The organism is Anaerobacillus sp. 63XJN7_5_ISO-PGPR-S23-430 (assembly GCF_056173695.1).
Genome location: NZ_CM149686.1, coordinates 1,200,544 through 1,221,567, shown reverse-complemented (window position 1 = coordinate 1,221,567; position 21,024 = coordinate 1,200,544). Strand labels below are relative to the sequence as shown.

At 40.3% G+C, this 21,024-nt stretch carries 28 protein-coding genes and 1 pseudogene; 13 read left to right on the top strand and 16 right to left on the bottom strand.

The window, feature by feature from the left end; all coding sequences use genetic code 11:
* Positions 1-68: 68 nt before the first annotated feature.
* From AC0VYJ_RS06670 to AC0VYJ_RS06610, 13 genes are all read right to left on the bottom strand, one after another.
* Positions 69-2,579, bottom strand: coding sequence for a DUF2357 domain-containing protein (locus AC0VYJ_RS06670; protein WP_475366922.1), 2,511 nt, complete (start codon positions 2,577-2,579; stop codon positions 69-71).
* Positions 2,554-5,619 carry an McrB family protein gene (locus AC0VYJ_RS06665; protein ID WP_475366921.1) on the bottom strand — a complete coding sequence of 1,022 codons (3,066 nt, stop codon included), beginning with the start codon at positions 5,617-5,619 and terminating at the stop codon, positions 2,554-2,556. Before AC0VYJ_RS06665 ends, AC0VYJ_RS06670 begins: the two co-directional genes overlap by 26 nt.
* Positions 5,620-5,836: 217 nt before the next feature.
* Complete coding sequence (locus AC0VYJ_RS06660; protein WP_475366920.1) at positions 5,837-6,580, bottom strand: hypothetical protein; 744 nt, start codon at positions 6,578-6,580, stop codon at positions 5,837-5,839.
* A 249-nt stretch (positions 6,581-6,829) separates the two neighbouring features.
* On the bottom strand, positions 6,830-7,108 hold the full coding sequence (locus AC0VYJ_RS06655; protein ID WP_475366919.1) for a hypothetical protein: 279 nt from the start codon (positions 7,106-7,108) through the stop codon (positions 6,830-6,832).
* 135 nt (positions 7,109-7,243) lie between these two features.
* Positions 7,244-8,047 (bottom strand): hypothetical protein, encoded by an 804-nt coding sequence (locus AC0VYJ_RS06650; protein WP_475366918.1) that lies wholly within the window; start codon positions 8,045-8,047, stop codon positions 7,244-7,246.
* Between the two features lie 302 nt (positions 8,048-8,349).
* On the bottom strand, positions 8,350-8,865 hold the full coding sequence (locus AC0VYJ_RS06645; RefSeq protein ID WP_475366917.1) for a CBO0543 family protein: 516 nt from the start codon (positions 8,863-8,865) through the stop codon (positions 8,350-8,352).
* A gap of 99 nt (positions 8,866-8,964) precedes the next feature.
* The gene (locus AC0VYJ_RS06640) at positions 8,965-9,741 is read right to left on the bottom strand and encodes an ABC transporter permease (protein ID WP_475366916.1); all 777 of its coding nucleotides are present in this window, start codon (positions 9,739-9,741) and stop codon (positions 8,965-8,967) included.
* Positions 9,738-10,631: an ABC transporter ATP-binding protein gene (locus AC0VYJ_RS06635; RefSeq protein WP_475366915.1), complete on the bottom strand. Its 894-nt coding sequence runs from the start codon at positions 10,629-10,631 to the stop codon at positions 9,738-9,740. Before AC0VYJ_RS06635 ends, AC0VYJ_RS06640 begins: the two co-directional genes overlap by 4 nt.
* Before the next feature lie 12 nt (positions 10,632-10,643).
* Entirely contained in the window at positions 10,644-10,844 is a 201-nt protein-coding gene (locus AC0VYJ_RS06630; RefSeq protein WP_194220751.1) for a PLD nuclease N-terminal domain-containing protein, read from the bottom strand.
* A gap of 4 nt (positions 10,845-10,848) precedes the next feature.
* A complete protein-coding gene (locus AC0VYJ_RS06625) occupies positions 10,849-11,058 on the bottom strand; it encodes a transcriptional regulator (RefSeq protein ID WP_159781743.1) in 210 nt (69 codons plus the stop codon).
* Positions 11,045-11,377, bottom strand: a complete 333-nt coding sequence (locus AC0VYJ_RS06620; protein WP_475366914.1) for a YxlC family protein — start codon at positions 11,375-11,377, stop codon at positions 11,045-11,047. The genes AC0VYJ_RS06625 and AC0VYJ_RS06620 overlap by 14 nt, the downstream gene beginning before the upstream one ends.
* A complete protein-coding gene (gene sigY / locus AC0VYJ_RS06615; protein WP_475366913.1) occupies positions 11,374-11,910 on the bottom strand; it encodes an RNA polymerase sigma factor SigY in 537 nt (178 codons plus the stop codon). Before sigY ends, AC0VYJ_RS06620 begins: the two co-directional genes overlap by 4 nt.
* A 158-nt stretch (positions 11,911-12,068) precedes the next feature.
* Complete coding sequence (locus AC0VYJ_RS06610; RefSeq protein WP_475366912.1) at positions 12,069-12,590, bottom strand: DinB family protein; 522 nt, start codon at positions 12,588-12,590, stop codon at positions 12,069-12,071.
* 143 nt (positions 12,591-12,733) lie between these two features.
* Here AC0VYJ_RS06610 and AC0VYJ_RS06605 point away from each other — a divergent pair, with 143 nt between their 5' ends.
* From AC0VYJ_RS06605 to AC0VYJ_RS06595, 3 genes are all read left to right on the top strand, one after another.
* Complete coding sequence (locus tag AC0VYJ_RS06605; protein ID WP_475366911.1) at positions 12,734-13,078, top strand: hypothetical protein; 345 nt, start codon at positions 12,734-12,736, stop codon at positions 13,076-13,078.
* Positions 13,079-13,256: 178 nt separating this feature from the next.
* On the top strand, positions 13,257-13,580 hold the full coding sequence (locus tag AC0VYJ_RS06600; RefSeq protein ID WP_475366910.1) for a hypothetical protein: 324 nt from the start codon (positions 13,257-13,259) through the stop codon (positions 13,578-13,580).
* Positions 13,581-13,826: 246 nt separating this feature from the next.
* A complete protein-coding gene (locus tag AC0VYJ_RS06595; protein WP_475366909.1) occupies positions 13,827-13,979 on the top strand; it encodes a hypothetical protein in 153 nt (50 codons plus the stop codon).
* 94 nt (positions 13,980-14,073) lie between these two features.
* Here AC0VYJ_RS06595 and AC0VYJ_RS06590 read toward each other — a convergent pair whose 3' ends face one another.
* Positions 14,074-14,250, bottom strand: a complete 177-nt coding sequence (locus AC0VYJ_RS06590; RefSeq protein ID WP_194220742.1) for a hypothetical protein — start codon at positions 14,248-14,250, stop codon at positions 14,074-14,076.
* Between the two features lie 211 nt (positions 14,251-14,461).
* Between AC0VYJ_RS06590 and AC0VYJ_RS06585 the strand changes: the two genes are divergently transcribed.
* The 9 genes from AC0VYJ_RS06585 (at position 14,462) to AC0VYJ_RS06545 (ending at position 18,139) form a co-directional block, all read left to right on the top strand.
* A complete protein-coding gene (locus AC0VYJ_RS06585) occupies positions 14,462-14,806 on the top strand; it encodes a DUF1433 domain-containing protein (RefSeq protein WP_475366908.1) in 345 nt (114 codons plus the stop codon).
* A 224-nt stretch (positions 14,807-15,030) separates the two neighbouring features.
* The gene (locus AC0VYJ_RS06580) at positions 15,031-15,375 is read left to right on the top strand and encodes a DUF1433 domain-containing protein (RefSeq protein ID WP_475366907.1); all 345 of its coding nucleotides are present in this window, start codon (positions 15,031-15,033) and stop codon (positions 15,373-15,375) included.
* 207 nt (positions 15,376-15,582) lie between these two features.
* The gene (locus AC0VYJ_RS06575; protein WP_475366906.1) at positions 15,583-15,921 is read left to right on the top strand and encodes a DUF1433 domain-containing protein; all 339 of its coding nucleotides are present in this window, start codon (positions 15,583-15,585) and stop codon (positions 15,919-15,921) included.
* Positions 15,922-15,956: 35 nt separating this feature from the next.
* The gene (locus AC0VYJ_RS06570) at positions 15,957-16,289 is read left to right on the top strand and encodes a DUF1433 domain-containing protein (protein ID WP_475366905.1); all 333 of its coding nucleotides are present in this window, start codon (positions 15,957-15,959) and stop codon (positions 16,287-16,289) included.
* 36 nt (positions 16,290-16,325) lie between these two features.
* Positions 16,326-16,655, top strand: a complete 330-nt coding sequence (locus tag AC0VYJ_RS06565; protein WP_475366904.1) for a DUF1433 domain-containing protein — start codon at positions 16,326-16,328, stop codon at positions 16,653-16,655.
* A gap of 112 nt (positions 16,656-16,767) precedes the next feature.
* Entirely contained in the window at positions 16,768-17,040 is a 273-nt protein-coding gene (locus tag AC0VYJ_RS06560; protein ID WP_475366903.1) for a hypothetical protein, read from the top strand.
* 48 nt (positions 17,041-17,088) lie between these two features.
* Positions 17,089-17,433: a DUF1433 domain-containing protein gene (locus AC0VYJ_RS06555; protein ID WP_430245062.1), complete on the top strand. Its 345-nt coding sequence runs from the start codon at positions 17,089-17,091 to the stop codon at positions 17,431-17,433.
* Positions 17,434-17,454: 21 nt separating this feature from the next.
* Positions 17,455-17,778 (top strand): hypothetical protein, encoded by a 324-nt coding sequence (locus AC0VYJ_RS06550; RefSeq protein ID WP_430245064.1) that lies wholly within the window; start codon positions 17,455-17,457, stop codon positions 17,776-17,778.
* The gene (locus AC0VYJ_RS06545; protein WP_430245066.1) at positions 17,753-18,139 is read left to right on the top strand and encodes a DUF1433 domain-containing protein; all 387 of its coding nucleotides are present in this window, start codon (positions 17,753-17,755) and stop codon (positions 18,137-18,139) included. The genes AC0VYJ_RS06550 and AC0VYJ_RS06545 overlap by 26 nt, the downstream gene beginning before the upstream one ends.
* Positions 18,140-18,361: 222 nt before the next feature.
* Here the strand turns inward: AC0VYJ_RS06545 and aspA are convergent, their stop codons facing one another.
* On the bottom strand, positions 18,362-19,792 hold the full coding sequence (gene aspA, locus AC0VYJ_RS06540; RefSeq protein WP_194220727.1) for an aspartate ammonia-lyase: 1,431 nt from the start codon (positions 19,790-19,792) through the stop codon (positions 18,362-18,364).
* 339 nt (positions 19,793-20,131) lie between these two features.
* Here aspA and AC0VYJ_RS06535 point away from each other — a divergent pair.
* Positions 20,132-20,254: pseudogene (locus AC0VYJ_RS06535) on the top strand (transcriptional regulator); the annotation flags it as partial.
* A gap of 131 nt (positions 20,255-20,385) precedes the next feature.
* On the opposite strand, the gene AC0VYJ_RS06530 reads toward AC0VYJ_RS06535, so the two are convergent.
* Positions 20,386-20,841: a GNAT family N-acetyltransferase gene (locus AC0VYJ_RS06530; protein WP_475366902.1), complete on the bottom strand. Its 456-nt coding sequence runs from the start codon at positions 20,839-20,841 to the stop codon at positions 20,386-20,388.
* Between the last annotated feature and the right edge of the window lie 183 nt (positions 20,842-21,024).

Genomic DNA, 21,024 nt, shown 5'->3' with positions numbered 1-21,024 from the left:
TTTTAATTGTCAGTTAATTTAATCATAATATAAGACAATCTAAATTGGAAAGGAATTGCTAGATTATTCTACTTTAGAGATAGCAACTCAGAGATCTGCTTAAATACAGTAGAAGGATTTTGAGTTAACCATTTTAATTGAATTTGTCTAACTTCGTTTGAAGATTCAATTCTCAACGTATCTTTACTTTGGTCAATAGAAAGTCTAATGTCCTTCATCCTATATCCCTTAATACCTGTCGCCTTATCTAAATGGGTACTATCTAACTCTGTTCTTACTTGATTAGAAAACCTTCTTAACAATCTCCATAGTGTTATCTCTTCCTTTGTTTTCATAAACAACTCTGGAAGTTCTCTAGACTGATTTAGCAAATTAATAGTCGATAAAGCATAAACAGAAATACCATACCCAACGGGTCGAATAACGCTATCGAGCATATTCCAAGCTTCTACTTCAAATCGAACATATTCATCCGAGCTATTTTTCGGAAGCTCATAAATTTCATAACGCTTAAGGAACCTCACGTTAACGATTTTACCGTAGCAGGTGATACCATTTGTCTTAGCTGCCCCCTTTTTAGGATATAGTGCAATGTAGCTTGCATCCTGCCAGCCTTTCTTTAACTGCTTAACTGGAATATGATAGAAGCGATTTTGAAGGTGAGCCTGGTAGTTTTGTTCTCTCGGAACCATACCGATAAGCACTTTCTCCTCAAGAGAAGATTCCCATTCCTGGATCGACCCTTTAGGTAAGATTCCTTCTCGCTGGATCTCTTCTGGACTTTTTTCAATGAGATGCTCGATAAACTGTTCAACTAAACGAGTTGATTGTGGTAAAAATGGCAGTGCCCCGATATTGACTTTGTTAATGCTTTTATAGAAGTCATGTTGTTCATATGTCTCTTCATCAAACCACGGAAATAAGACATAAGCACCAAAAGCATACCGTTCATAAGGACCTTCTTCTTGAACGACAAGGGCATCACGATACCGATGCATTGTATTGATGTCATCTTCAAGTGGACCAGGCGTCTTATATTTACCCTTGTAATAGCTTCCTTCCACAGCGAAATCTACTCGATACTTCGCATCGAAGATATAGCTATAATGATGACCTTTTCCTTTTTTCTCGATTTTAAGAACAGTATCAGGCATTTGAGTAACTGTAGGTAAATTCCGATCCTTCATCTGAAATTCTAGAATAATTTTTTCATTAGTTAATGGGTGCTTGAACTCTCTCCGTGCTGACTTATCCTTCACAAGAATTACAAACAAACCATCACGATCCACTTTAATAATATCCTGCTTAACTGGTATGTACTTCTTACTTAACATTTGTCCGAGCTTTAAGAAAGTCCAGTACTCGTAAAGAAGAGCGACATCTTTAACCGACATTTGATAAATCCTGCCTTCAAGGGCTAACCCACGCGATAAAATCAAAAAGATTTTATAAGATTCTCGGTACCCTGGCGCCATTTGTAAGACTAAGCTCATAACGGAGCGATCAAGCTCACCGATCTCTCTCCAAAAAGCCGAGCGTAGCTTTCTTTCCAATTCCTTTTTCATTCCATCGACTTGTCCTAGTAAAGTTTCATCAACCTCTGCTTTTCTCCACCCTGGGTCAGCCACTTTCATTCTTAATTCATCTAGCTTGTTGATCAACCGATTCATCATCCACTTCACAAAACGGTTTTCATGGGTGTCATAAGAAAGTACTTTTTTCATACCTAATCCTTTAGATGGCATATAGGACTTCCCTGCAATTTCAATCCCTTTTGGAACCTCCTGCAAAAGATGCGGCCTTTTTCTCAAATAACTCCTACCTCTAGAGTCAACTCGTCGTAGCTGATCGCCCCGAACATACTCATGAATCGTCTTCAATTCATGATGAGGCTGTGTTTCAATCCGCTTAAGGGCATGAAGAAAGTCTTGAAAATGTGCTTGAATTAATCGATAAAATTCAGCTAATGAAGGCTTTTCCTCTACTTTAGAAACCGCTCCAACGTACGTCTTTTTCACAAAATGATAAGCAAGATTATAGACCTCTTCATTTACTTCCTTTAAAAGTCGATTGTAATCTTCTTTATAATTTAGCTTTGAAGGAAATACCTCAATTGTTACTTCAAGTAACTGCTTCTCCCCATCGTAAATATCAAATGTGGAGTAACCTATTTCGTTTTGAAACTGAAGGTTCCCCATGAGAATTGGATCTCTACCAGCTTTCACCATGCTCACTGCACGTCTTAAGCTAGGATGTTCATGATGGAAACGAAGTGACTTTCCATACTTAGAAAAAGCAACGAGCTGATAAACAACATTCTCAAAGAAAATAGGGGCGTGCTCGTCCTTTTCGACAAGCTCCCCCTTCTGAACATCAAACACATGAACAGATTGAAGTTTCTCTGCTGTTACGTCTAGTTGCATTTTTTCATCTTGAAAATAAGATCGATCGTGATACTGCATGAGAGTTTCGTAACGCTCATGATAAGGCTTTCCCTTCAAGTAAAGGGTGAGTTCATCCGTTTCAATCACGACAAGTTCTACTTCTTCTTGATTAAGTCCAGAAGGAAGTAAAGCCATCGTCACGGAACCTCCTTACCATCTCAAGGAGTTTATGAGCAGATTTAGGATAGGTTGCTTGTTTTGCTGACTCCACTAGATTTTCAAGCTGATCATCAGAAACTCGCTTTCCTGCAGTAAATGTATAAAGATCTTCTAACACGCGTAATACCCTAGCATCACTTCCGGCGAGGCGAGGAAGAATTTTTTGCAGCAACTGATAATCAAATGCATTATTAAATGTCATTAAACCAGCCTGATCATTGTAAATACAATAAAAACAAACCTCATCACGCACACGATAGCCAACATGCGCACCGATTTGTTCGAGAATGCGATTCACTTCTACCAAGAGATCAGTTGCTCTATGTACAATGTCTTGATTTCCTTCATACGCATCTTTTAAATGCAAAAATTCTCCATATAAGATTTCATTTTGAATCTCTAACTTTTCTATCTCATCAACATTCTCTAGGAAAGCAAAGTTATTCAAATTCACACGATTGAACTCAATCGTGTTTGCACGATCCAGTACTTTCTTACTGAATGGATGCGTTGTTTCATCCATATTAACTGTACCTATAAAATACAGGTTCTCTGGAATTCCTAGGCGCTCTCCAATTATTTCCTCAGGTAATATTGACGAGGTTAAAAGTTCTCCCTTCTCCCAGCGCTTACTTTCCATAACACTGAGAATATCACTAAAGTAGTATTCCACACGGGCAAGGTTCATCTCATCTAACAATACAAAATATGGCTTATCTCTGTGATTAGTTGCTTCTCGTATCACTCTAGTTAACGGACCTTCCTGAAATTCACCCTTTATATCAACATAGCCTAATAGATCTGATCCATCACTCCAGTCCGGTCGGACAGGAATTAGAGTGAATTGACCATTTTCTTCAGTCGCTCCTACACTTTCAGCAAACCATTGAACGATTTTTGTCTTACCAGTTCCAGAGATTCCAGATAGGATGACGAATGGTTTTGTTTTTAAGGATAGATAGAGGTTTTCAACTTCTTCTTTTTCGTAATAGAAGCCTTTACTAGCTATGTAGGTATCGATATGAGAAACGAGTTTTGAATCAGTCATTTCTACTTTATCTCCCTTATGTTCAAAATAGGGATGAACCTCTTCAGGAAAACGTTCTTTAAAACGATGAAATAGATTAGTAGCAAAGTCATCTGTTACATTAAAGAAGTATCCCTGCTTTACGTTTCCATTACGATCAAATGGTCCCTCTTCTTCTAGTCTCCACTTTTCTGGCACCTCTGCTTTTTCAATAGGAGGAGATAAGTCATAGTAATCTACCGAAGTATAATACCCTTCCTTCTCCCACATACCATTAGAGATCGTATCAGGTTGAGCTTGTGAAATTGTAGGCTCACGAACAATCGCTACAGTTTTTACCTCTCCAGAAGAATAAGTGAATATTGGATCTTCTACCTTAGCTTCTAGCAAGTCAACATGGTGTTTAAGCGCCCTACCTTGTTTGTTCTGCTTTGGAGCCCATAGAAATCCACCTTGCTTCTCCGAACGATGTGTTTGACCTTGGTTAACCCACCAGTATTGGTTGGCAGTTGAATCGCTCCCTGTATCTAAACTAATCCAATAGAGGAACCAATCCAGTTCGATATAATCCTCAGCAGCAACATCATTTTTAAGGTTAGAAAGCTGTTGATGGAAACTTTCTAAATCATGATGTTCATACCCTAGTTTGTTTAGCGATTTCTGTGAGCGAACATTGTATATACCAAACTCATCAGGGTGAAAGACCATAACAAGTCCTGTGGCACTATTTTCCCCGAAACCTTTTAAACTAGCAATTCTCTTCGCTTTGTTTATAGGCTTCATATCATCATTGAGAAGTTGAACTGCCTCATGAATAATACTTTCCTTGTCCTCTACTGAACGATTAGTTAAACCTGATCCATATACTCTACTTCCAGATCCCCATATAGAGTTACCCAAATATTTTAAAGAGCCATTTTTCAACTCATTTTCTAACTGATCTAAAATGGTTTGATTTTTTGAAGATAACGCTTCAAATACATCGACTTTCTCTCCATTTAATACAGCATGCCCTAAGTTCCATACTTCCTTGTTGAAGGTATCTAATGAAATGTGATTCTTACTACCTAACAAATTGCGAAGTTGTTTTGCTCTCTCTTTCCGGAGTCTTATAATAACGGAGTGAAAAGGGTCTTGTCTTAACCTTTGAAATTCGTCTATCTTATGTATCGAATTTTTATCTACAACATTCCAATCAGAATCGATAAGGTTAACCTCCTCTAACCAGGATAGGATATTTCTTGTTCGGTATCTTGCTACTGATTCTTTCATTAGGTTCTCACCTTGTGAATTGCGAACGATGTGCATGCCTAGTTCTACTAATGAATCTAGTTTTTCTTCTTTTGTGAAGGAACTGGCGGAGCTGAGTAGTTCAAGAACCAATTTAAAGTATCGATGATGAAGGATTCCGTCTCTTATGATGTTAACCTTGCTTATGGCTTGCTCATATTTCATCATCTTTTCTTCGTTTTTATTGAAGGAAGAGTCTAGAAATCCAAGGATTTTGAGGCCTTGCCTGGCTCGTGACTTCAGTCGTTTAATACTATCCTCTGAGAATTGACTACTAATTCGTTGAGGATTATATTTACCTGCAATAATTTCTTCAAGAAAAGCAAGCACTTGATTAAGTGAAGCCTCTGGAAGTTCATCTGTAGTATATTGAATTAGATTAACAACTGATCTACCATTCTCTCGTTCTACCTTTGTAAAGGGTAGCTGAGCTAACAAAGAATGGAGAAAGGCTGTTCTGGCATATTCTTTTAAATCGTTACGAAAAATTTGTTTATGAGTTAAAAGGTCAGTGGTAGCTGATAGAATGATATTTTTCGAAACTAACTTCCATTGTGAATTTCCTTCTAACTTTTCTGTATCTTGAGTTTTCACCAATATTCCTTGATTACCTGAGGGCTTTATGTAATTTGTTTTATTGTTTGTTAGAGTATAGATTTTTTCATTTTGTATGTAGAAATTGTAGAGCAGTTCATACAAGTTTCATCACCTCAATCTCCTTCTATTTCCCCTTTGGTGCGACGCTCTCTTTATTTACATTCTCTTAAACTCCTCAGTTTTCTAAGCAACGGTGTTTCTATTGACAAAGTTACTAAGGCACCCCCCAACAATTTACTTCGCATTTCTTTGTATACTCCCGATACCACTGTATGGATATTGGACTTAAAAACAGCAGTTAATAAAAGAAGCAACTCATTTATCTAAAATACCGCCCAATCGTTTCCTTCATCCCCTCTTTATTCTCTGCAAACTGCCGATGACGATGACCGTTTCCTCCCGAAGGATGTGGAAATCCGTTTACGATTGAGTTAGCTGAAATCAAGTTGTTTTCAGCTAGATCCATCAGTACTTTCGTTACATTAACACCTAAAGGCACGATTAATGGATCGTTTAACTTCTCTAACTCGATCGGTAGATGGTTCAAGGCATATCGATGTAATACTTCCGTCTTTAATATATTGGGCGTTGAGCCACTGAAGTTTTTTCCTTTATAAAAGACTGGATATGGAAGAACTGAAGTCGTTTGGACGAGATGACTGGCGGAACCAAACAGCTCACTTGTAGAGGCTATGTTAAAGTATGTATGTAGTTCCAATTCATCTAACATCGTAATTAAGTTTTTCCTCATCGGACCTTCGAAACTGGAATGGTTCTTCACCTTTTGTAAAACCTCTTCATCTGGCATTTCTTCATTAGCGTTATTCCAAACCGTTTCAAATGATTTCTTCATCTGATGAAGTCCAGGAGTAATTCCGACAATCACGATTTTCGCATGCTCATTTACATGTTCGAACGGAGCATAATACATTTCTATGTTCTTTTTCTCGTCTCGTTCAAGTAAGAAAGTTTCGTTCATTAGCTCTTCCCGATCAGCAGGATCTGTTAGGGAGTTAATTGATTCTTTGAAGCTAGTAAATTTTGAATAGGTAGCGATGGCCACTTAAATCCCTCCGATATGTACGCATATGTACACTGTCTAAAAGCTTACTTTTTTTTCGATATGTCAAATCAGATCTATTTTCTATTATTTTACTATTAGCTGGAGGTAATCGAAAGGAATAATGGATAATGATACGTAAATCATTTTTTATGAAATCATTCAATCGGTGCCTGTCACCTAGATAAAAACAAAAAAGCGAGGGACTATAGAATGATGTGTCCCCTCACTTTTTGATAATACAGATTCCCGTTATCCTAGTTCAATATGAATCTCTTTATCACCTAGCCAATTAAACACACGTGTTGCGATCATTTTCTCAAATTCATCCTCCGTCTGATCCATACAGCTTTTAAATATGGCGGCAAGATCTCTCCAGTAAACGACGGTAAGTCCCTGTAGATTAGAAAGGCCAACCGTACGGTGCTTCAAATGATCCTCGACTTGACTCACATCCTCCGTTAGCTCCCTACTATACTTTTCAACAGCAGCAAGGCCTTTAGAGGAAGACTTATCATCTAAAATCAACAATGAAAAGTAAAAATCTCTTCCTTCTGCATAGTTCGAGCCAACGTCGATATTCCGTAAGATCTGGTTTCTCTCCTTGTCGTGGGTCGTGCCAGTAGAAATATCTGATTTATATTTCGTTTCTATGACCCAGACGAACTACTCGCATTCGATCACGACATCGACTTCCGTTGCGCCTTCAGCTGTCCCTTGCTTCAAGAGCGCCTCAGGAGGTTTAATAGACTGCCAAAGTTTGATTTGAAGCTTGTTCGGAACCTGATTAGCATGGACCTGTTTGTTAAGGGGGAATCTCGTATGATTCATCCCTTTTAAAATCAGTTCAGGATACCAGTGGCCAGGATTGATTTGTTGAAGTGATTTGAACACATTCCAAGTGATTGCGTCTTCACTATTCTCGCTTCTCAAATGCTTTGTCTTCATGCTTCTCATTGATTGTAGGGTTGGATTGTACTTATCTATCAAAAGATTGTCTCGAAAATCGTCGTACTCAAACACGCCGCTTGTTGTGTGTTTTCCTTTTTTAGAGATTATCTTATTGCCACTTATAAAATCTTCGTAATTGAAATAAATGTGACCTGGGGTATTATGCTCCAATTTCGGCCTGTGAGATAATTCCTTCTCCTCTTTAAGAACCCAAAACATATAATCACTTTCTGGCTTCTCAAAACCAAACCCTTTTTTCCGATCCTGGATGTAGGTAAGAATCCTTTTTCTAGTCTCCTGGTCAAGGTGAGCGAGTTTGGAATGAAGATCATCTCTAGTAGGATGTAGCACAACCTGATCACTGACACTGTATAACTTTTCGATATACCCGCCTGTTTCTCTCAAAGCGACAAAAGGCTTGTCCTGAAAAGGCATTGGATGCGGATAAGCATGGATGCTGTGCTCACTAATGATCTTAATGGTTCCACTTGCAGGGATGGTTAACACATCTTGACTCATCAAATCACCACTTCCATTTATTGTATAACACTGGTGATTTCATTGTACTATAGATGCTTTCTAGATTGTTAAGTAATCTAGGAAGACAACTCCAATTTAAGATCAATAAAACAAAAAAACAGGACATCGAACCTCCCTCGACATCCTGCAAGCATTTAATCCCCTCTTCATTCTTCATCCTTATTCACTTTCTTCCTGCGCAAATAAATCCACATGGCACCATACGCTATCATCGCCAATATCAAAAAGACGGGTACTGATAGAACATCACGAATCATCATAATGACTGCTCCACTCCTTTATTATTTTAGACTGTCCAATGGGACGGGGAAGAATAAATAGAAAAGGATGGCGAGAGGAATGGAGATGATGAGTGCTTTCACCGGACTTCGATAATGAATATAAATCATCAAGAACAGGATGATATTTAAGGGAATGTTTAACCACCCGTTCCAACCGTTATCATAGACGTACAATCCTTTATAGGCGAAGATCGTCTCAAGCACTGTGTAGAATCCAGCCCATATAGCGATGTAACTGAATTGATTGATCCTTTTCTTCGGAAAGCGTTGCAGGTAGATGATGAGACCGACGGGACAGATAAAGAAAGTGAAGGCCATGTTAATGATCGAATGATTGATCCATTCGGCTGTAACCCCTCTGAACGCCCACAGTGTGTGATTGAAATAGAGGAAATTATATGTAAGATTCACCACTATGAAAAAGAGAATGGTAGCATACTGCTTCCTCCACTGTGACCAGTCGATAAATTTATAAGCAAAAAAGATCCAAACGACCATCACGAATAATAAATACATAAAACCCACCTCAATCGTATTAAGTCGTTTCATTATTGACGCCGCTTGGATCTTTTATACGTTAGTCGTAGGGAATTCGCGGGTGCCTGTCACCCGCTATTAATAATGCCTATACTTCTTCAGCACCGTAACACCTGCAATAAACAATAAGAGCGATAAGGTCGTCGTGCTACCGATGACGACCCATGTTGATTGGGTCCATTGTTGCTCGACTAAAACCTTCATCGCTTCTCCTCGTATATTTCCTGGACTCCATTCCATGAATTTCGGAAGTAGTGACGTTAGCAGACTGAGCAGCGAGAGGAAGAGAATGCTAACGCCGGCTATTCCGCCATTGTGCTGGAGGATTGTTCCGACAAAAATGGTAACAGAGACGACAAAGAGAACCCAAAAGGAGTAAATGACGAGGCTACTCATCATTAGCTTCCAGTCTACTGAAGTAAATAATAAATTCGTATAATACCATGTGAGACAGTAGCTTAATAGAAGTGATAAGAGCAAGAGAGCAAGCTGGGCCACAGTCTTACTGCCTAAGTATTGCCACTCGTTAACGGGTCTCACCATAACGAGCGTAATGGAACCGTTTTGTCGTTCCTGAGCGATCACATTCATGGTTGCGAGAACGAACAGCAGGGTACCGATCGTGCCATATTGAGAGAGGGCGCCGCTCAATACTTCTTCACCCGTAGGGATCGGGATCGTGATACTAGCTCCTTCTGGTAGATTACCGGCCATATCAAGAATTTGTGGCATATAATAACTTGTCAGAGGTTGCGAGATGCCGATGATCATCAGTACGACCGGAAGCCAGATCCATTTGCCATTCCGCATTAGCTCGAGAATTTCTTTGTGTAATAGCGTTAGAAACCGGTTCATTGTCTCACAACCTTCATATAAGCATCTTCTAATGAATCATGCATCATTTCAAAGTGAGTTACTGCTCTATTCCGGTTAATGAGCTCCTGTAACAGCTCATTTGGGTGAACATGCGCAGGAAGTCTCACCTTTACGGTTTTAAGATCAATATATTCATAAGCTTCGATAATCTCAAGCTGTTCGATGATGCCGTTCATCGGTTCTTCGGTTTGTACTTTAATTGGCAATAAATCAAATTCTTTACGCAATGAAGGTAATGACCCTTTCCACTTTAAACAGCCATCTTGCAGAATAAGAACTTCATCACAAATTTGCTCTGCATCGTGCAAGATATGAGTCGAAAATAGAATCGTCATGTTCTGTTTCAGTACTTCGATCAGTTGTAAAAAGTCTCGTCTTCCTTTTGGGTCGAGCGCAGAAACCGGTTCGTCTAGAATGAGAAGCTTCGGTTTGTGAAGCAAGGCCTGCGCTAATCCGAGGCGCTGTTTCATTCCCCCAGAAAAGCCACCGATTTTTTTAAACGTGGCCTCTTCTAAGCTAACGAACGCTAGCACCTCCTCTACGCGATCATGAAGCTCTACCTTTGGTATCGATGATAGCTTACCGGCGAAAGCAAGAAATTCTTTGGCTGTCATCCAATTAAAAAAGGACGGATGCTGAGGCAAGAAGCCAATCAATGGCCGGTAGTCTTTATTCTGATATCCGTTAAATTGAATGGATCCTGAGTCAGGTGTGAGCATTCGAGCTAACATTTGCAGCGTCGTTGTTTTACCCGCTCCATTAGGACCTAATAGAGCCATGCAGCTTCCCTCCTGAATGGTGAAGGAGAGATTCGAGACAGCTTTTTTACCTTTAAACTGTTTCGATAGATTGTCGATGTTAACAAGCATGATTTTCACCACCTAACTGTTTTTACGTCCGATCACAAAGTAAAGGATTGCCCCAAAGAGATTCACAAAGAGAATAAGAAGGATCCACATCCATTTCGGTCCGTTTGTTTCTTTCTGTTTGATACAACTAACAAGCGCTGAAATGGTTAAGATCGCCTGCAAGATCAACAATGGCGCCACTAACGCCCAGTTTATGTCGTTCAAGATGTCCATTTTTTCACCTCTTCCCCTTTAACCTTCGTTTATATGGCCATACGACGAACAGCAAGTAAAATAAGGTCGGCATCGGTAATTGAATCAATCCCCAGATCCCCCATAGCCACGGGTAACTCCCTTTTTTCTTTGCATCTACAAAGAGAAGCATGCTTTGCGTGAGTAACAAGAGAATAAGAATCGGAACAAAGACGTAGAGCTCAAGATTTGTCATAATCAAACATTCCTTTCTTATTCACTTTCTTATAAGTGAAATAGACAGCAAAAGGAGCAATCAGAGTTGCAACGATCTGGAAGTATAGAAAGAAAAGTGGAGCTTCAAAAAGACTTACGATAACCACGGTCAAAATCACGACTGCTGTTAACAAGAAGAGCGCACTTTCAATGTAAAACGCTTTTTTCTTTTTTTGTTGAAACAGTACTAGTTGTTTCTCCATATCAAGATGAGAAAGTGATTCTTTTCCAAGATCATCTATATGCTGCCAATCCTGCTTGAGGTGTTGAACGATCTTTTCTTCTTCCTTGTCATTCACGGCGTATCCAACTCCTTTCGTAACTTCCGTAAACCTGTGTGCACCCTGGATTTCACTGTTCCTGAGCGTATCCCGAGCATTTTCCCAATTTCATCATACGAGTAGCCATAATAATGCCGTAACAAGATCGGAACTCTGAGCGTGGAGTCTAACGTATTAAAATCTGTGAAAAGGTCGCTCCAATTCATCCCCTTTGTACTCGAGTCCCACGCTAACTTTCGCGATAAGGTACGCTTCTCTTCATCCACCCATTTCTTTTCTCGTTTTTCTTTCCGAAGCATGTCAATGTACAGCCTAGAAGCGATCGAAATCATCCACGTCGAGAACTTCCCTTCTCCTTTATAAGAAGAAAGTTTGACGTAACACTTCATCATGGTTTCCTGAGCAAGATCCACGCTGTTCTCTTCATTTAAGGTTAGCTTTAAAAGATACTTATAGAGGAAAGCATAATAGCACTGAAAAAGCTGAGTGAACGCATCATCGTTTCCAGCTTGTGCCTGCTGAATTAATTGAATCTCCTCCTCGCGTTCCATACAACCCTCTCCTTTACCTGCACCTATATGACGCTGACCTCATAGAGATCGTTCATTTGAATTAAATTTATTTAGCTTGATCAATACTCTTTCCACAAATGATACATAAAAAGCTAACCTCCGTCTTTCAGAAGTTAGCTTTTCCTCTCTTTCTTTATTCAACACTTTAAAACCCCTAAATACTCTTCCCATGGCCCAACATCTTTTCTATACCTCTCTGACATCACTCTTACGATTTGGGAAACATGAGTGAAATCGTGTACGACCCATGTAGCTAGCAATTCATTTAGCTTTACTTCACCAAATGCGGGGTGAATGCCCGTTAATTCAAGCTGAGCTTCGGAGTCCACAATCTGCTTTAACCGCGATAAGCTATTGAAGCGAGCTTCTTTAAATTCATCTAGTTTCTTTTCGATGGGGGTTTCAGTGGTATTTGTAAGATGAGCGTACCGGTCAAACGGCGGAAAAGTATTCTGCCCACCGTTTAGTATCGTTTCTACCCTTGGAATCCAGTTCGTTCTCTCACTCTCGATCAAGTGATCGATCACTTCAGAGACAGTCCACGTTCCATCTCCTTCATTCGTCGTTAACCAACTGTTTGATAATCCAGTGAGTAAACCTTCCAAAGACCGTGGCGTTCGTTCAAGTATTTCTATCGCTTCAGCCAGATTAAAATTCATGTGATAATCCCCCTTCTTTTCTTACTTTTTAGTTCGCGAGTGCCTGTCACTATCCGGTTTAAGTCAAATTTGATAAGGTTCTATTTTTACTCTATTTGGTATAATAAATTCATGTTCAATTTAGCTACAAAGGATTGATGAAAATGAAACGAATTCATTTCTTTCTACTCCTATCACTAGTAGTGCTAGGAGGCTGTGTGAACTCTAACAGCGAAAACTACAGCGAAGAAACAATCGTAAAGGCGAAAGCCAGCGTAGAAAGTTACATTATAAATAATTATCAAAAAGTCGAAAGCGTAGAGTTCCAAGAGTCTCCTTCTGCACCGATGGGTAGACTTGTTCTTGAAGGCACCGTTAATAAAAAAGCGACATTTAATATCGGAGTGAATGATGATTTTACAGTCGGAAGCATTGGCATGGGGGAAGGCTTTCCAGAGCCTAAAGAAGAATGTAAAGAGCAATCTTGTGACTATGAAATAAGTAAGTAATAAAGATAGTGCTCTCTCAGCTTGTTGCCACAGATTTTGTCTGTGCAAGCAGGTTTTCTTTTTGCAGTATGTGGGCTACTTTCTTCCCTTTTATACTGTTTAGACTAAACGAGAAAATGCATAAAGCTAGCCGATTGAAATTTATACATAAAATGATTCATCTCGAGGTGATGCTCAAATGAAATTCATCCGTATTTACACCATTGTATCGCTCATTTTATTAGTTGGTTGTAGTACGAAAGAATACAGCGAAACAACAGTGAGAGAAGCACAAGCAAACGTGACGAGTTACATAGAAAACAATTACGCTAACATCGAAACCCTTACAGTAACCGAGCCCTATGAAGCAGAAATGGGGATTATGACCGTGGATGGTAAAGCAAACGGTGAAGCTTTTTCTGTAAGCCTGGACACTGATCTGATGGTAGCTGGGGTAGCGATTCAAAGTGAACAGTTTCCTGAAAAGAAAGAAGAATGTTTGGAGAGATTATGTGACGATTAATTGTTTCTCACATTCAATGCGCTTGCTCCATATTCGCGCTAAAGGTTAGGAGATGGTTCTATTTCTACATTAAAAACGTTTCCCCTTGTCGTTCTTCTCCTGTTAGCTGCTTGTAGCTTCCATACGCAGAGCGAGGATTATGACGACGAAACACAGGAAAAAGCAAAGGCTTCTATTGAGAAATTTATCACGAATAATTATGAAGAGATTGAATCCGTTGAGGTCACTAAAGTTTATCAAAGCGAAATGGGTGGACTAAATGTAGATGGAACGGTCAATGGTGGTGAAGCTAGGTTCTCAGCTGGAATCGATAATGATTTTACTGTTGGAAGTTTAGGATTAGGGGAAGGGTTTCCAGAGATGAAAGAAGCTTGTAAAGAACAGATTTATGGTTCGTAAATAAGACACCTCATAACCATACGCAACTCGAGTTGTGTATGGTTATGATTCGTTTAGCTGTGAAAAATGATCTTACCTGGTTATGGATGTACGATTATTTCGTTTTTTCTTTTGCAGGATACAGTTTGTTCAATACGGTAGCAACTGTCATGGTTGTTAAACCTAGTGCAAGACCCTTTATAATGACATGATCAGGCAAAAATACATACTCAATACTCATTAATACCATTACAATCAACCATGTAATATGGAACCTTTTACCAAAAGACATGTATACCCCCTTCAAATCTCCTATTCTCACACCATCCAAATATTGTAACTTTCTATTTTAACTACCACTTACCCTCATATACGAAACATGCTTTTCAATCGTAATGAAACTAGCAAATTAACGCTCTCTTCATCCTCTACCTTTATTTGGTATAATTAGATTCAGCGTTTTTCATCACTACCAATCTATTAACAACGTGAATCAAAACGAGGTGGTTCCCTTTTATAAACGATTATTTTTATTCTTCACCCTCTCCATTCTATTAGGGGCTTGCGGTTTTTTCTCACAGGGAAACGACTATGATAAGGAAACAATCGATAAGGCAAAGAAATCGGTTGAACGTTTTATTGCTCATAACTATGAAGATATCGGATCCGTTGAGATAACCAGTTCCTATGAAAGTGAAATGGGTGGTTTAACGATTGAGGGAACGATTAATGACGGGGAGGCTGAATTTACAGCTGGGGTTCGAAGTGATTTTTCAATTGGGCATTTAGCTCCAGGAGAGGATTTCCCTGATATGAAAGAAGCGTGTAAAGAGCAGATTTGTGAGTGACCGAACCTTTAATCATGTACAAATCAGCTCGCATCAATTTTCACCAATGGGAACTGTGTTCATTAGTGGTCAAGTTAATGACGATAAACACTTCACCTTAAATTTAAATTAGGAAGATGATTACAATGTCGTTGGTTTCTCTCATGATGCGTTTTTTCTAGAATTAAAAGACGAATGTAAAAAGAAAGTTTGTTAGAAACTTGTAAAGAAAGGATAGATTCGTTTTGAATAGAAGGCCCCTTCTATTTGTTGTATGCCTTATCCTGCTCTTCGGCTGTAGCCAGAACTCATCAAGAGCGTACGATGATGAAACGATCTCAAAAGCAAGAGCTACAGCTGAAAGCTACTTAATTCACAATTATAGAGATATTGATCAGATCGAGTTTGATAAGGACACAACTAGTCCGATGGGCGGCATGATGATCTCTGGCATTGTAAATGGGAATGACAAAGCAACCTTTTCGATCGATGTCGAAGTCGAAAATGACTTTTCAGTTGGAAGCATCGGAAAAGGAGAAGAATTCCCTGACCGTAAGCAGGAATGTATCGAAAAAACGTGTGATTACTAACTGAACATGGTGGCCTCGTTATTAATCCCCCCTCTTATACCGAGTGTCGCCCTCTTTTTTGGCTAAAATCCAATTATATTGGCCATTCTGCTATTTTATTGGCCAAACTCGCGATATATTGGCCAAATTCTCATTTTATTGGCTAACTAGAATGATTCTAACAGTGGTAGGGCAACTTCTAACCGCCGTTCACGAAAGGTGATCATCATGCAATGGAAAGTACCAATTTTTATCATGCTCGCCCTTTTCCTTAGCGGGTGTAGTCTGTTCTCTACTGGTAGTAATGAGTATTCGGAAGAATTCATTTTACAAGCAGAGAAAGAAGCGGAACATTTTTTAAGAGCAAATTATGATAACGTTGATGAGGTCACTTTTAGTGACGATCATAGTAGCCCTATGGGTGGGCTTGTGATTCGAGGAAAAGTAAATGGTGAGGATGTGTTCTCAATGGATATGGACAACTCGTTAAAGGTGATCGCGATCAGCGAAGGAACGGGTTTCCCTGTAGAGAAACCAGCGTGTAAGGAGAAAGTTTGTGATGACTAAGTTGTCATTATATTCTTTAACAGGGAGGTGTTTTTTTGAAACGTACTATTGGCATCTTCCTTTTAATCTTTTTATTAGGATGTAATGCCATATCTTCATCAGAAACGGTTGATAAACAAACGATTGAAAAAGCAAGAGAGAGCGTAGAAAGCTATTTCCGTCATAATTATGAGGACGTAGAAATAATGACGTTCAGCGAGGATACGAGTGATCCGATGGAAGGTTTAATGATAAACGGAACGGTCAATGGCGCTGAATTTTCAGCGAGCGTCGATTCGGAAACGTTCAAAGTGAAAAGCGTTGGTGAGACGGAAGGATTTCCTGACGTAAAAGAAGAATGTCGGGGTACCGTTTGTGATTATGAATAAGCGTTTTCTAGCATTTTATAGTAAGGAGCATAGTGAATGAAAAGACTTGTCTTTTTCCTATCGTTTACGATCCTAACCGGTTGTGGTGTGGAGCAAGATCCAGAACAAATCGACAAAGCGGAAGCGAGCGTGAAGCGCTATCTGAAGGCTAACTTTCAAAACGTTGAAAGCGTAGAATTTAACAACTCCCCTTCTACCCCAATGGGGGGGCTTGTTCTAGAAGGAACGGTCAATGGGGAGGCCACATTTAATATTGGGGTAAATGAAGATTACACGGTCGGAGGGATCGGGAAGGGCAAGGGATTTCCCGAGCGGAAAGAAGCGTGCCTGGAGCACTCGTGTGACTATGGACAGCTGGAAGAATAGGTTAATATCTAGTCTCAAATGATAGATTGTATCTTTCTTAGGAAGTGATTTTATGAAATGGCCCCTTTCTCTTTTGGCATTAACATTTCTTTTACTTACGGGATGTAGTCTGATGCAAAGAGAGGAATATGACGAGGAAACGATCAAAGAAGCGAAAGCTAGCGTTTCAAGCTATATTGAAAACAATTATAAGAGCATTGAACATATCACGCTGAAGGATCCCTACCAGGGAGAGATGGGAAGTTTCAAGCTTGAAGGGAAAGCAAATGGAGAGGCTTTTTCAGTGATGTTAAATAACGATTTGACGATTTCAGTTATGTCCATCCAGAGCGAACATTTTCCAGAGAAGAAAGAAGCGTGTAAGGAGAACATTTGTGACTATTAACGTGACGGAAAAAGTGCGGCTTCCCTTTCCTGATTGCGAGGTGATTTTTTGTTAAGACGACTTTTAATGGTGTTTCTTATTTCAACTGTCCTTGGTGGGTGTAGTTGGGCATCTTCCCATGAAACGTATGATGAAGAAACCATCGCTAAAGCGGAGGCTTCCACACAAAATTACATCAAGAGCAACTTTAAAGAGATCCAATCTGTTGAAATCACAACCGTCTACCAAAATGAAATGGGCGGCATGAAGGTAGAGGGATCGGTTAATAACGGTGAGGGTACTTTTTCCGCGGGAATTGAAAATGATTTTTCGGTTGGAAGTGTTGGGGTAAGCGAGACATTTCCGGATCGAAAAGAGGACTGTATGGAGCGCACGTGTACATATGAGCACTGATTTGATGTGAGGTGAAATGGAATGAAGTTCTATAGAGGTGCTTTCCTCGCCTTGGTGATCCTCTTTAGCGGATGCCAGGCAGAAACGTATGATGAGGAGAGTATCCAAAAAGCAACCGAAGCAGCGGAAAGCTATATGGTGAACAACTTTTTAATAGAAGAAATAACATTAGGCGCGCCCTATCAAACGGAAATGGGCGGTATGGCGATTGATGGTACGGTGAATCAAGGTGAGGATTTCACCATCAACCTTGAAGAAGATTTTACAGTCGCCGGGTTAGCCATTCGAAGCGATAATTTTCCCCCTCGGAAAAAGGGGTGTGAAGAAAGAGTTTGTTATGACTAAATATGGCTATGAAAGGGTCTCTATGAAAACGCGAATTAGTTTGCTTGTCGCAGTCTTTCTTCTCTTAGCAGGCTGCAGCTGGATCACAGCAAGTGAGAAGTATGATGATGAAACAAAAACAAATGCTAAAAAATCTGTTGAAAGCTTCCTGATGAACAATTACGAGCATATCGATTCTGTTGAATTCACGAATGTTTATCAAAGTGAAATGGGTGGCTTGAACGTCGATGGTACGATTAATGATGGAGAAGCTGAGTTTTCCGCTGGGATCGAAAACGATTTTTCAGTAGGAAGTATCGGGTTAGGTGAGGGGTTTCCCGAAATTAAGAAGGCGTGCCTGGTTGAAACGTGCGATTACTGAGCAAGAATACCCTCGTGATAGGAGAGAATCGCTCTTTATTGGCTAAAATCCGATTATATTGGCCAAAATTCCATTTTATTAGCTAACTAGAATCATTCTAACCACGCCCCCCAACCTAACCACCCCCCGCCCTCCATCACCACTACAAAAAAGCCGCACCTCGCGCGAGCGCAAAGTACGACTTTTCCCTATTCTCGATCTATCTTTCAAACACCGTTCGGCTTACTCTCGATCAAATAACGACACACCAGCGATTCCTGGATGGGTCATTTCGTACGGATCTAAGATTAAGTTTAGTTCTTCTTCAGTGAGCACATCGTACTTCAAGCAAAGCTCTCGGATCGAGGCGCCGCTTAGGATTGCTTCTCTGGCGATTCGCGCTGCTACTTCATAGCCGATGTGCGGGTTTACGGCGGTTAGGACGCCGACGCTTTTTTCGACGTACTCATTGAGTCGGTCTTCATTCGCTTCGATGCCTTTTAGGCAGTTGTCTGTGAACGTGCGGAACGTGTTCTTCATGATGCTGAGTGATTGAAGCAAATTGAAGACGAGCACGGGTTCCATGACGTTTAATTCGAGCTGCCCTGCTTCTGAAGCGAGGCAGATGGTGTTGTCGTTTCCGATTACCTGGAAAGCGACCTGGTTAATAACTTCGGGTAAGACGGGATTCACTTTACCAGGCATAATCGAAGATCCGGGCTGTCTTGCTGGCAAGCTGATTTCGCCTAATCCCGCTCGTGGTCCGGACGCCATTAGCCTTAGGTCATTTGCGATTTTTGACATGTTCATCATACACACTTTTAACACGCCAGAAACTTCGGTGTAGGCGTCGGTATTTTGCGTGGCGTCGACCATATCTTCCGCTCCTACGAGTGGTAAACCGCTAATTTCCGCTAGTTCTTTTACAACGAATTCAATATAGCGCGGATCGGCATTCAGTCCCGTTCCTACTGCCGTTGCGCCCATGTTCAACTCATATAAATGCTGACGGGATTGTTTAATTCGTTTCATATCGCGCGCAATCACGCGACTGTAAGCTTGAAACTCCTGACCAAGTCGAATCGGCACGGCATCTTGAAGATGGGTGCGTCCCATTTTAATAATGTGGTTAAACTCTTCTGCTTTTTGTTCGAAAGCGGCATGCATGTCTTCCATTGTGCTTAGCAACTGCTCCATCATATTTAAGACGGATAGATGAATAGCTGTTGGAAACGAGTCGTTTGTTGACTGTGACATGTTCACATGGGTGTTCGGGCTACAAGCAATATAGTTCCCTTTTTCTTCGCCTAACAATTCAATCGCGCGGTTCGCGATGACCTCATTTACGTTCATGTTAATGGAAGTACCAGCGCCTCCCTGGATCGGGTCGACGATGATGTGATCATGCATCTTTCCTTCCATCAATTCATCTGCTGCTTCGACGATTGCGTTTCCAATTCCAGCATACAGATGCTTCACTTCCATGTTGGCGAGCGCCGCCGCTTTCTTCACCATGGCGAACCCTTTGATCAATTCTTCATGGATGCGATAGCCCGTGATCGGAAAGTTCTCCACGGCGCGTAGCGTTTGAATGCCATAATAAGCATCAATCGGAACTTCCTTTTCTCCCAAGAAATCGGATTCGGTTCTTGTGTTGGTCATAGTTGTCGGCATGATGATTCTCCTTCTTCTGCTTCGTCTTCTAATCTATCGAACTGTCGTGTTAAAATTCCGGCAAAAGGTGGTTTCACAAACTGCACCAATTTCTCTACAGATATGCCTGAAATTTACCCATTCTCTGCTTCTAGCGAGGGAATGGTCCCCCCTAGTATCTATTCATAAGTTACATTTCCATCACTTGAAATAGTTCGTGTAACGCATATCAACATTCCCCATTATAATTACTTCATGAAATAGTTCAAGGCTTTTGTACTTAATAGGCGTACCTTTTTATAGAAGCTTTTATTTGGTTAAGCTAATCTATGTAAAAAGTTTCTATAGCTCGCGTTTTATATGAGGCTAAAACATTTAACGGAACTACGGAATTGGTCCATACAAGCAACGGCCGACCACCTTAGCCTAGCTAACTACGCTGGTTATGAATCAGGATACCGCATTCCATCGGTTCTATCGCTCAAATCGAAGAGACAATCCCTCTCCCCATTTTCCGAAACACAACGAATGGCCCCATTCAATAATGCTTGAATGGGGCCAAACAGTGAGAGGCGATTATGTACTGATAGACCATAGTTTTTTTAATACCAGTATTAAAGCTTCTGCTTTACGGGAAGCCTCATTTCAACCTGATCTGCGGACTGGTTTGTCTTCACAAACCCTACCTTTTCATACACGCGCATGGCCGGTTTGTTTGCGGCAGCCACTTCTAACTGGATAAAATCGTTCACGCCTTCATATTGCTCTAAACCGAAAGCAATGCCCTGTTTAACGAAATCGGGACCTATTCCCTTTCCAATTAAATCAGGAGCTAAAGCAAGTCCGATCTCCAATCCTTCATCGACGATCGTAAACTCAAATAAACCTGAAACAGTCCCTTCATGCATAGCGACAAATCCATCGCAGCCCCCAGGACCTGTGAAAACACCATTTTTCTCACCAGATATAAAGTAAGGGGTCATATAAAGGTCAGCAAACTTTCCCTCATAGTGCCAATCATCAATCTCCTGTGCAGATTCGAATGAGATTGGAACAAAATGAAATTTCATAACGTCTCTCCTCCGGTAAACGGCTGTTTATTGGCCGAAATACCAATATATTGGCTAATTTATCATTTTATTGGCTAAAAACGAAATATATTGGCTAAAATCACTTTTTATTAGCTAACTAGAATCATTCTAACATTCACTAATACTAATCTCGCTAAATGCTTTTCCTCTAGGATCTAAAAC

Coding starts and splice junctions, on each gene's coding strand:
- AC0VYJ_RS06670 (WP_475366922.1), bottom strand. CDS start 2,579: ATGGCTTTACTTCCTTCTGGACTTAATCAAGAAGAAGTAGAACTTGTC.
- AC0VYJ_RS06650 (WP_475366918.1), bottom strand. CDS start 8,047: ATGAGTCAAGATGTGTTAACCATCCCTGCAAGTGGAACCATTAAGATC.
- AC0VYJ_RS06645 (WP_475366917.1), bottom strand. CDS start 8,865: ATGTATTTATTATTCGTGATGGTCGTTTGGATCTTTTTTGCTTATAAA.
- AC0VYJ_RS06640 (WP_475366916.1), bottom strand. CDS start 9,741: ATGAACCGGTTTCTAACGCTATTACACAAAGAAATTCTCGAGCTAATG.
- AC0VYJ_RS06635 (WP_475366915.1), bottom strand. CDS start 10,631: ATGCTTGTTAACATCGACAATCTATCGAAACAGTTTAAAGGTAAAAAA.
- AC0VYJ_RS06630 (WP_194220751.1), bottom strand. CDS start 10,844: ATGGACATCTTGAACGACATAAACTGGGCGTTAGTGGCGCCATTGTTG.
- AC0VYJ_RS06625 (WP_159781743.1), bottom strand. CDS start 11,058: ATGACAAATCTTGAGCTCTACGTCTTTGTTCCGATTCTTATTCTCTTG.
- sigY (WP_475366913.1), bottom strand. CDS start 11,910: ATGGAACGCGAGGAGGAGATTCAATTAATTCAGCAGGCACAAGCTGGA.
- AC0VYJ_RS06610 (WP_475366912.1), bottom strand. CDS start 12,590: ATGAATTTTAATCTGGCTGAAGCGATAGAAATACTTGAACGAACGCCA.
- AC0VYJ_RS06605 (WP_475366911.1), top strand. CDS start 12,734: ATGAAACGAATTCATTTCTTTCTACTCCTATCACTAGTAGTGCTAGGA.
- AC0VYJ_RS06600 (WP_475366910.1), top strand. CDS start 13,257: ATGAAATTCATCCGTATTTACACCATTGTATCGCTCATTTTATTAGTT.
- AC0VYJ_RS06595 (WP_475366909.1), top strand. CDS start 13,827: ATGGGTGGACTAAATGTAGATGGAACGGTCAATGGTGGTGAAGCTAGG.
- AC0VYJ_RS06590 (WP_194220742.1), bottom strand. CDS start 14,250: ATGTCTTTTGGTAAAAGGTTCCATATTACATGGTTGATTGTAATGGTA.
- AC0VYJ_RS06575 (WP_475366906.1), top strand. CDS start 15,583: ATGCAATGGAAAGTACCAATTTTTATCATGCTCGCCCTTTTCCTTAGC.
- AC0VYJ_RS06565 (WP_475366904.1), top strand. CDS start 16,326: ATGAAAAGACTTGTCTTTTTCCTATCGTTTACGATCCTAACCGGTTGT.
- AC0VYJ_RS06560 (WP_475366903.1), top strand. CDS start 16,768: ATGCAAAGAGAGGAATATGACGAGGAAACGATCAAAGAAGCGAAAGCT.
- AC0VYJ_RS06550 (WP_430245064.1), top strand. CDS start 17,455: ATGAAGTTCTATAGAGGTGCTTTCCTCGCCTTGGTGATCCTCTTTAGC.
- aspA (WP_194220727.1), bottom strand. CDS start 19,792: ATGCCGACAACTATGACCAACACAAGAACCGAATCCGATTTCTTGGGA.
- AC0VYJ_RS06530 (WP_475366902.1), bottom strand. CDS start 20,841: ATGAAATTTCATTTTGTTCCAATCTCATTCGAATCTGCACAGGAGATT.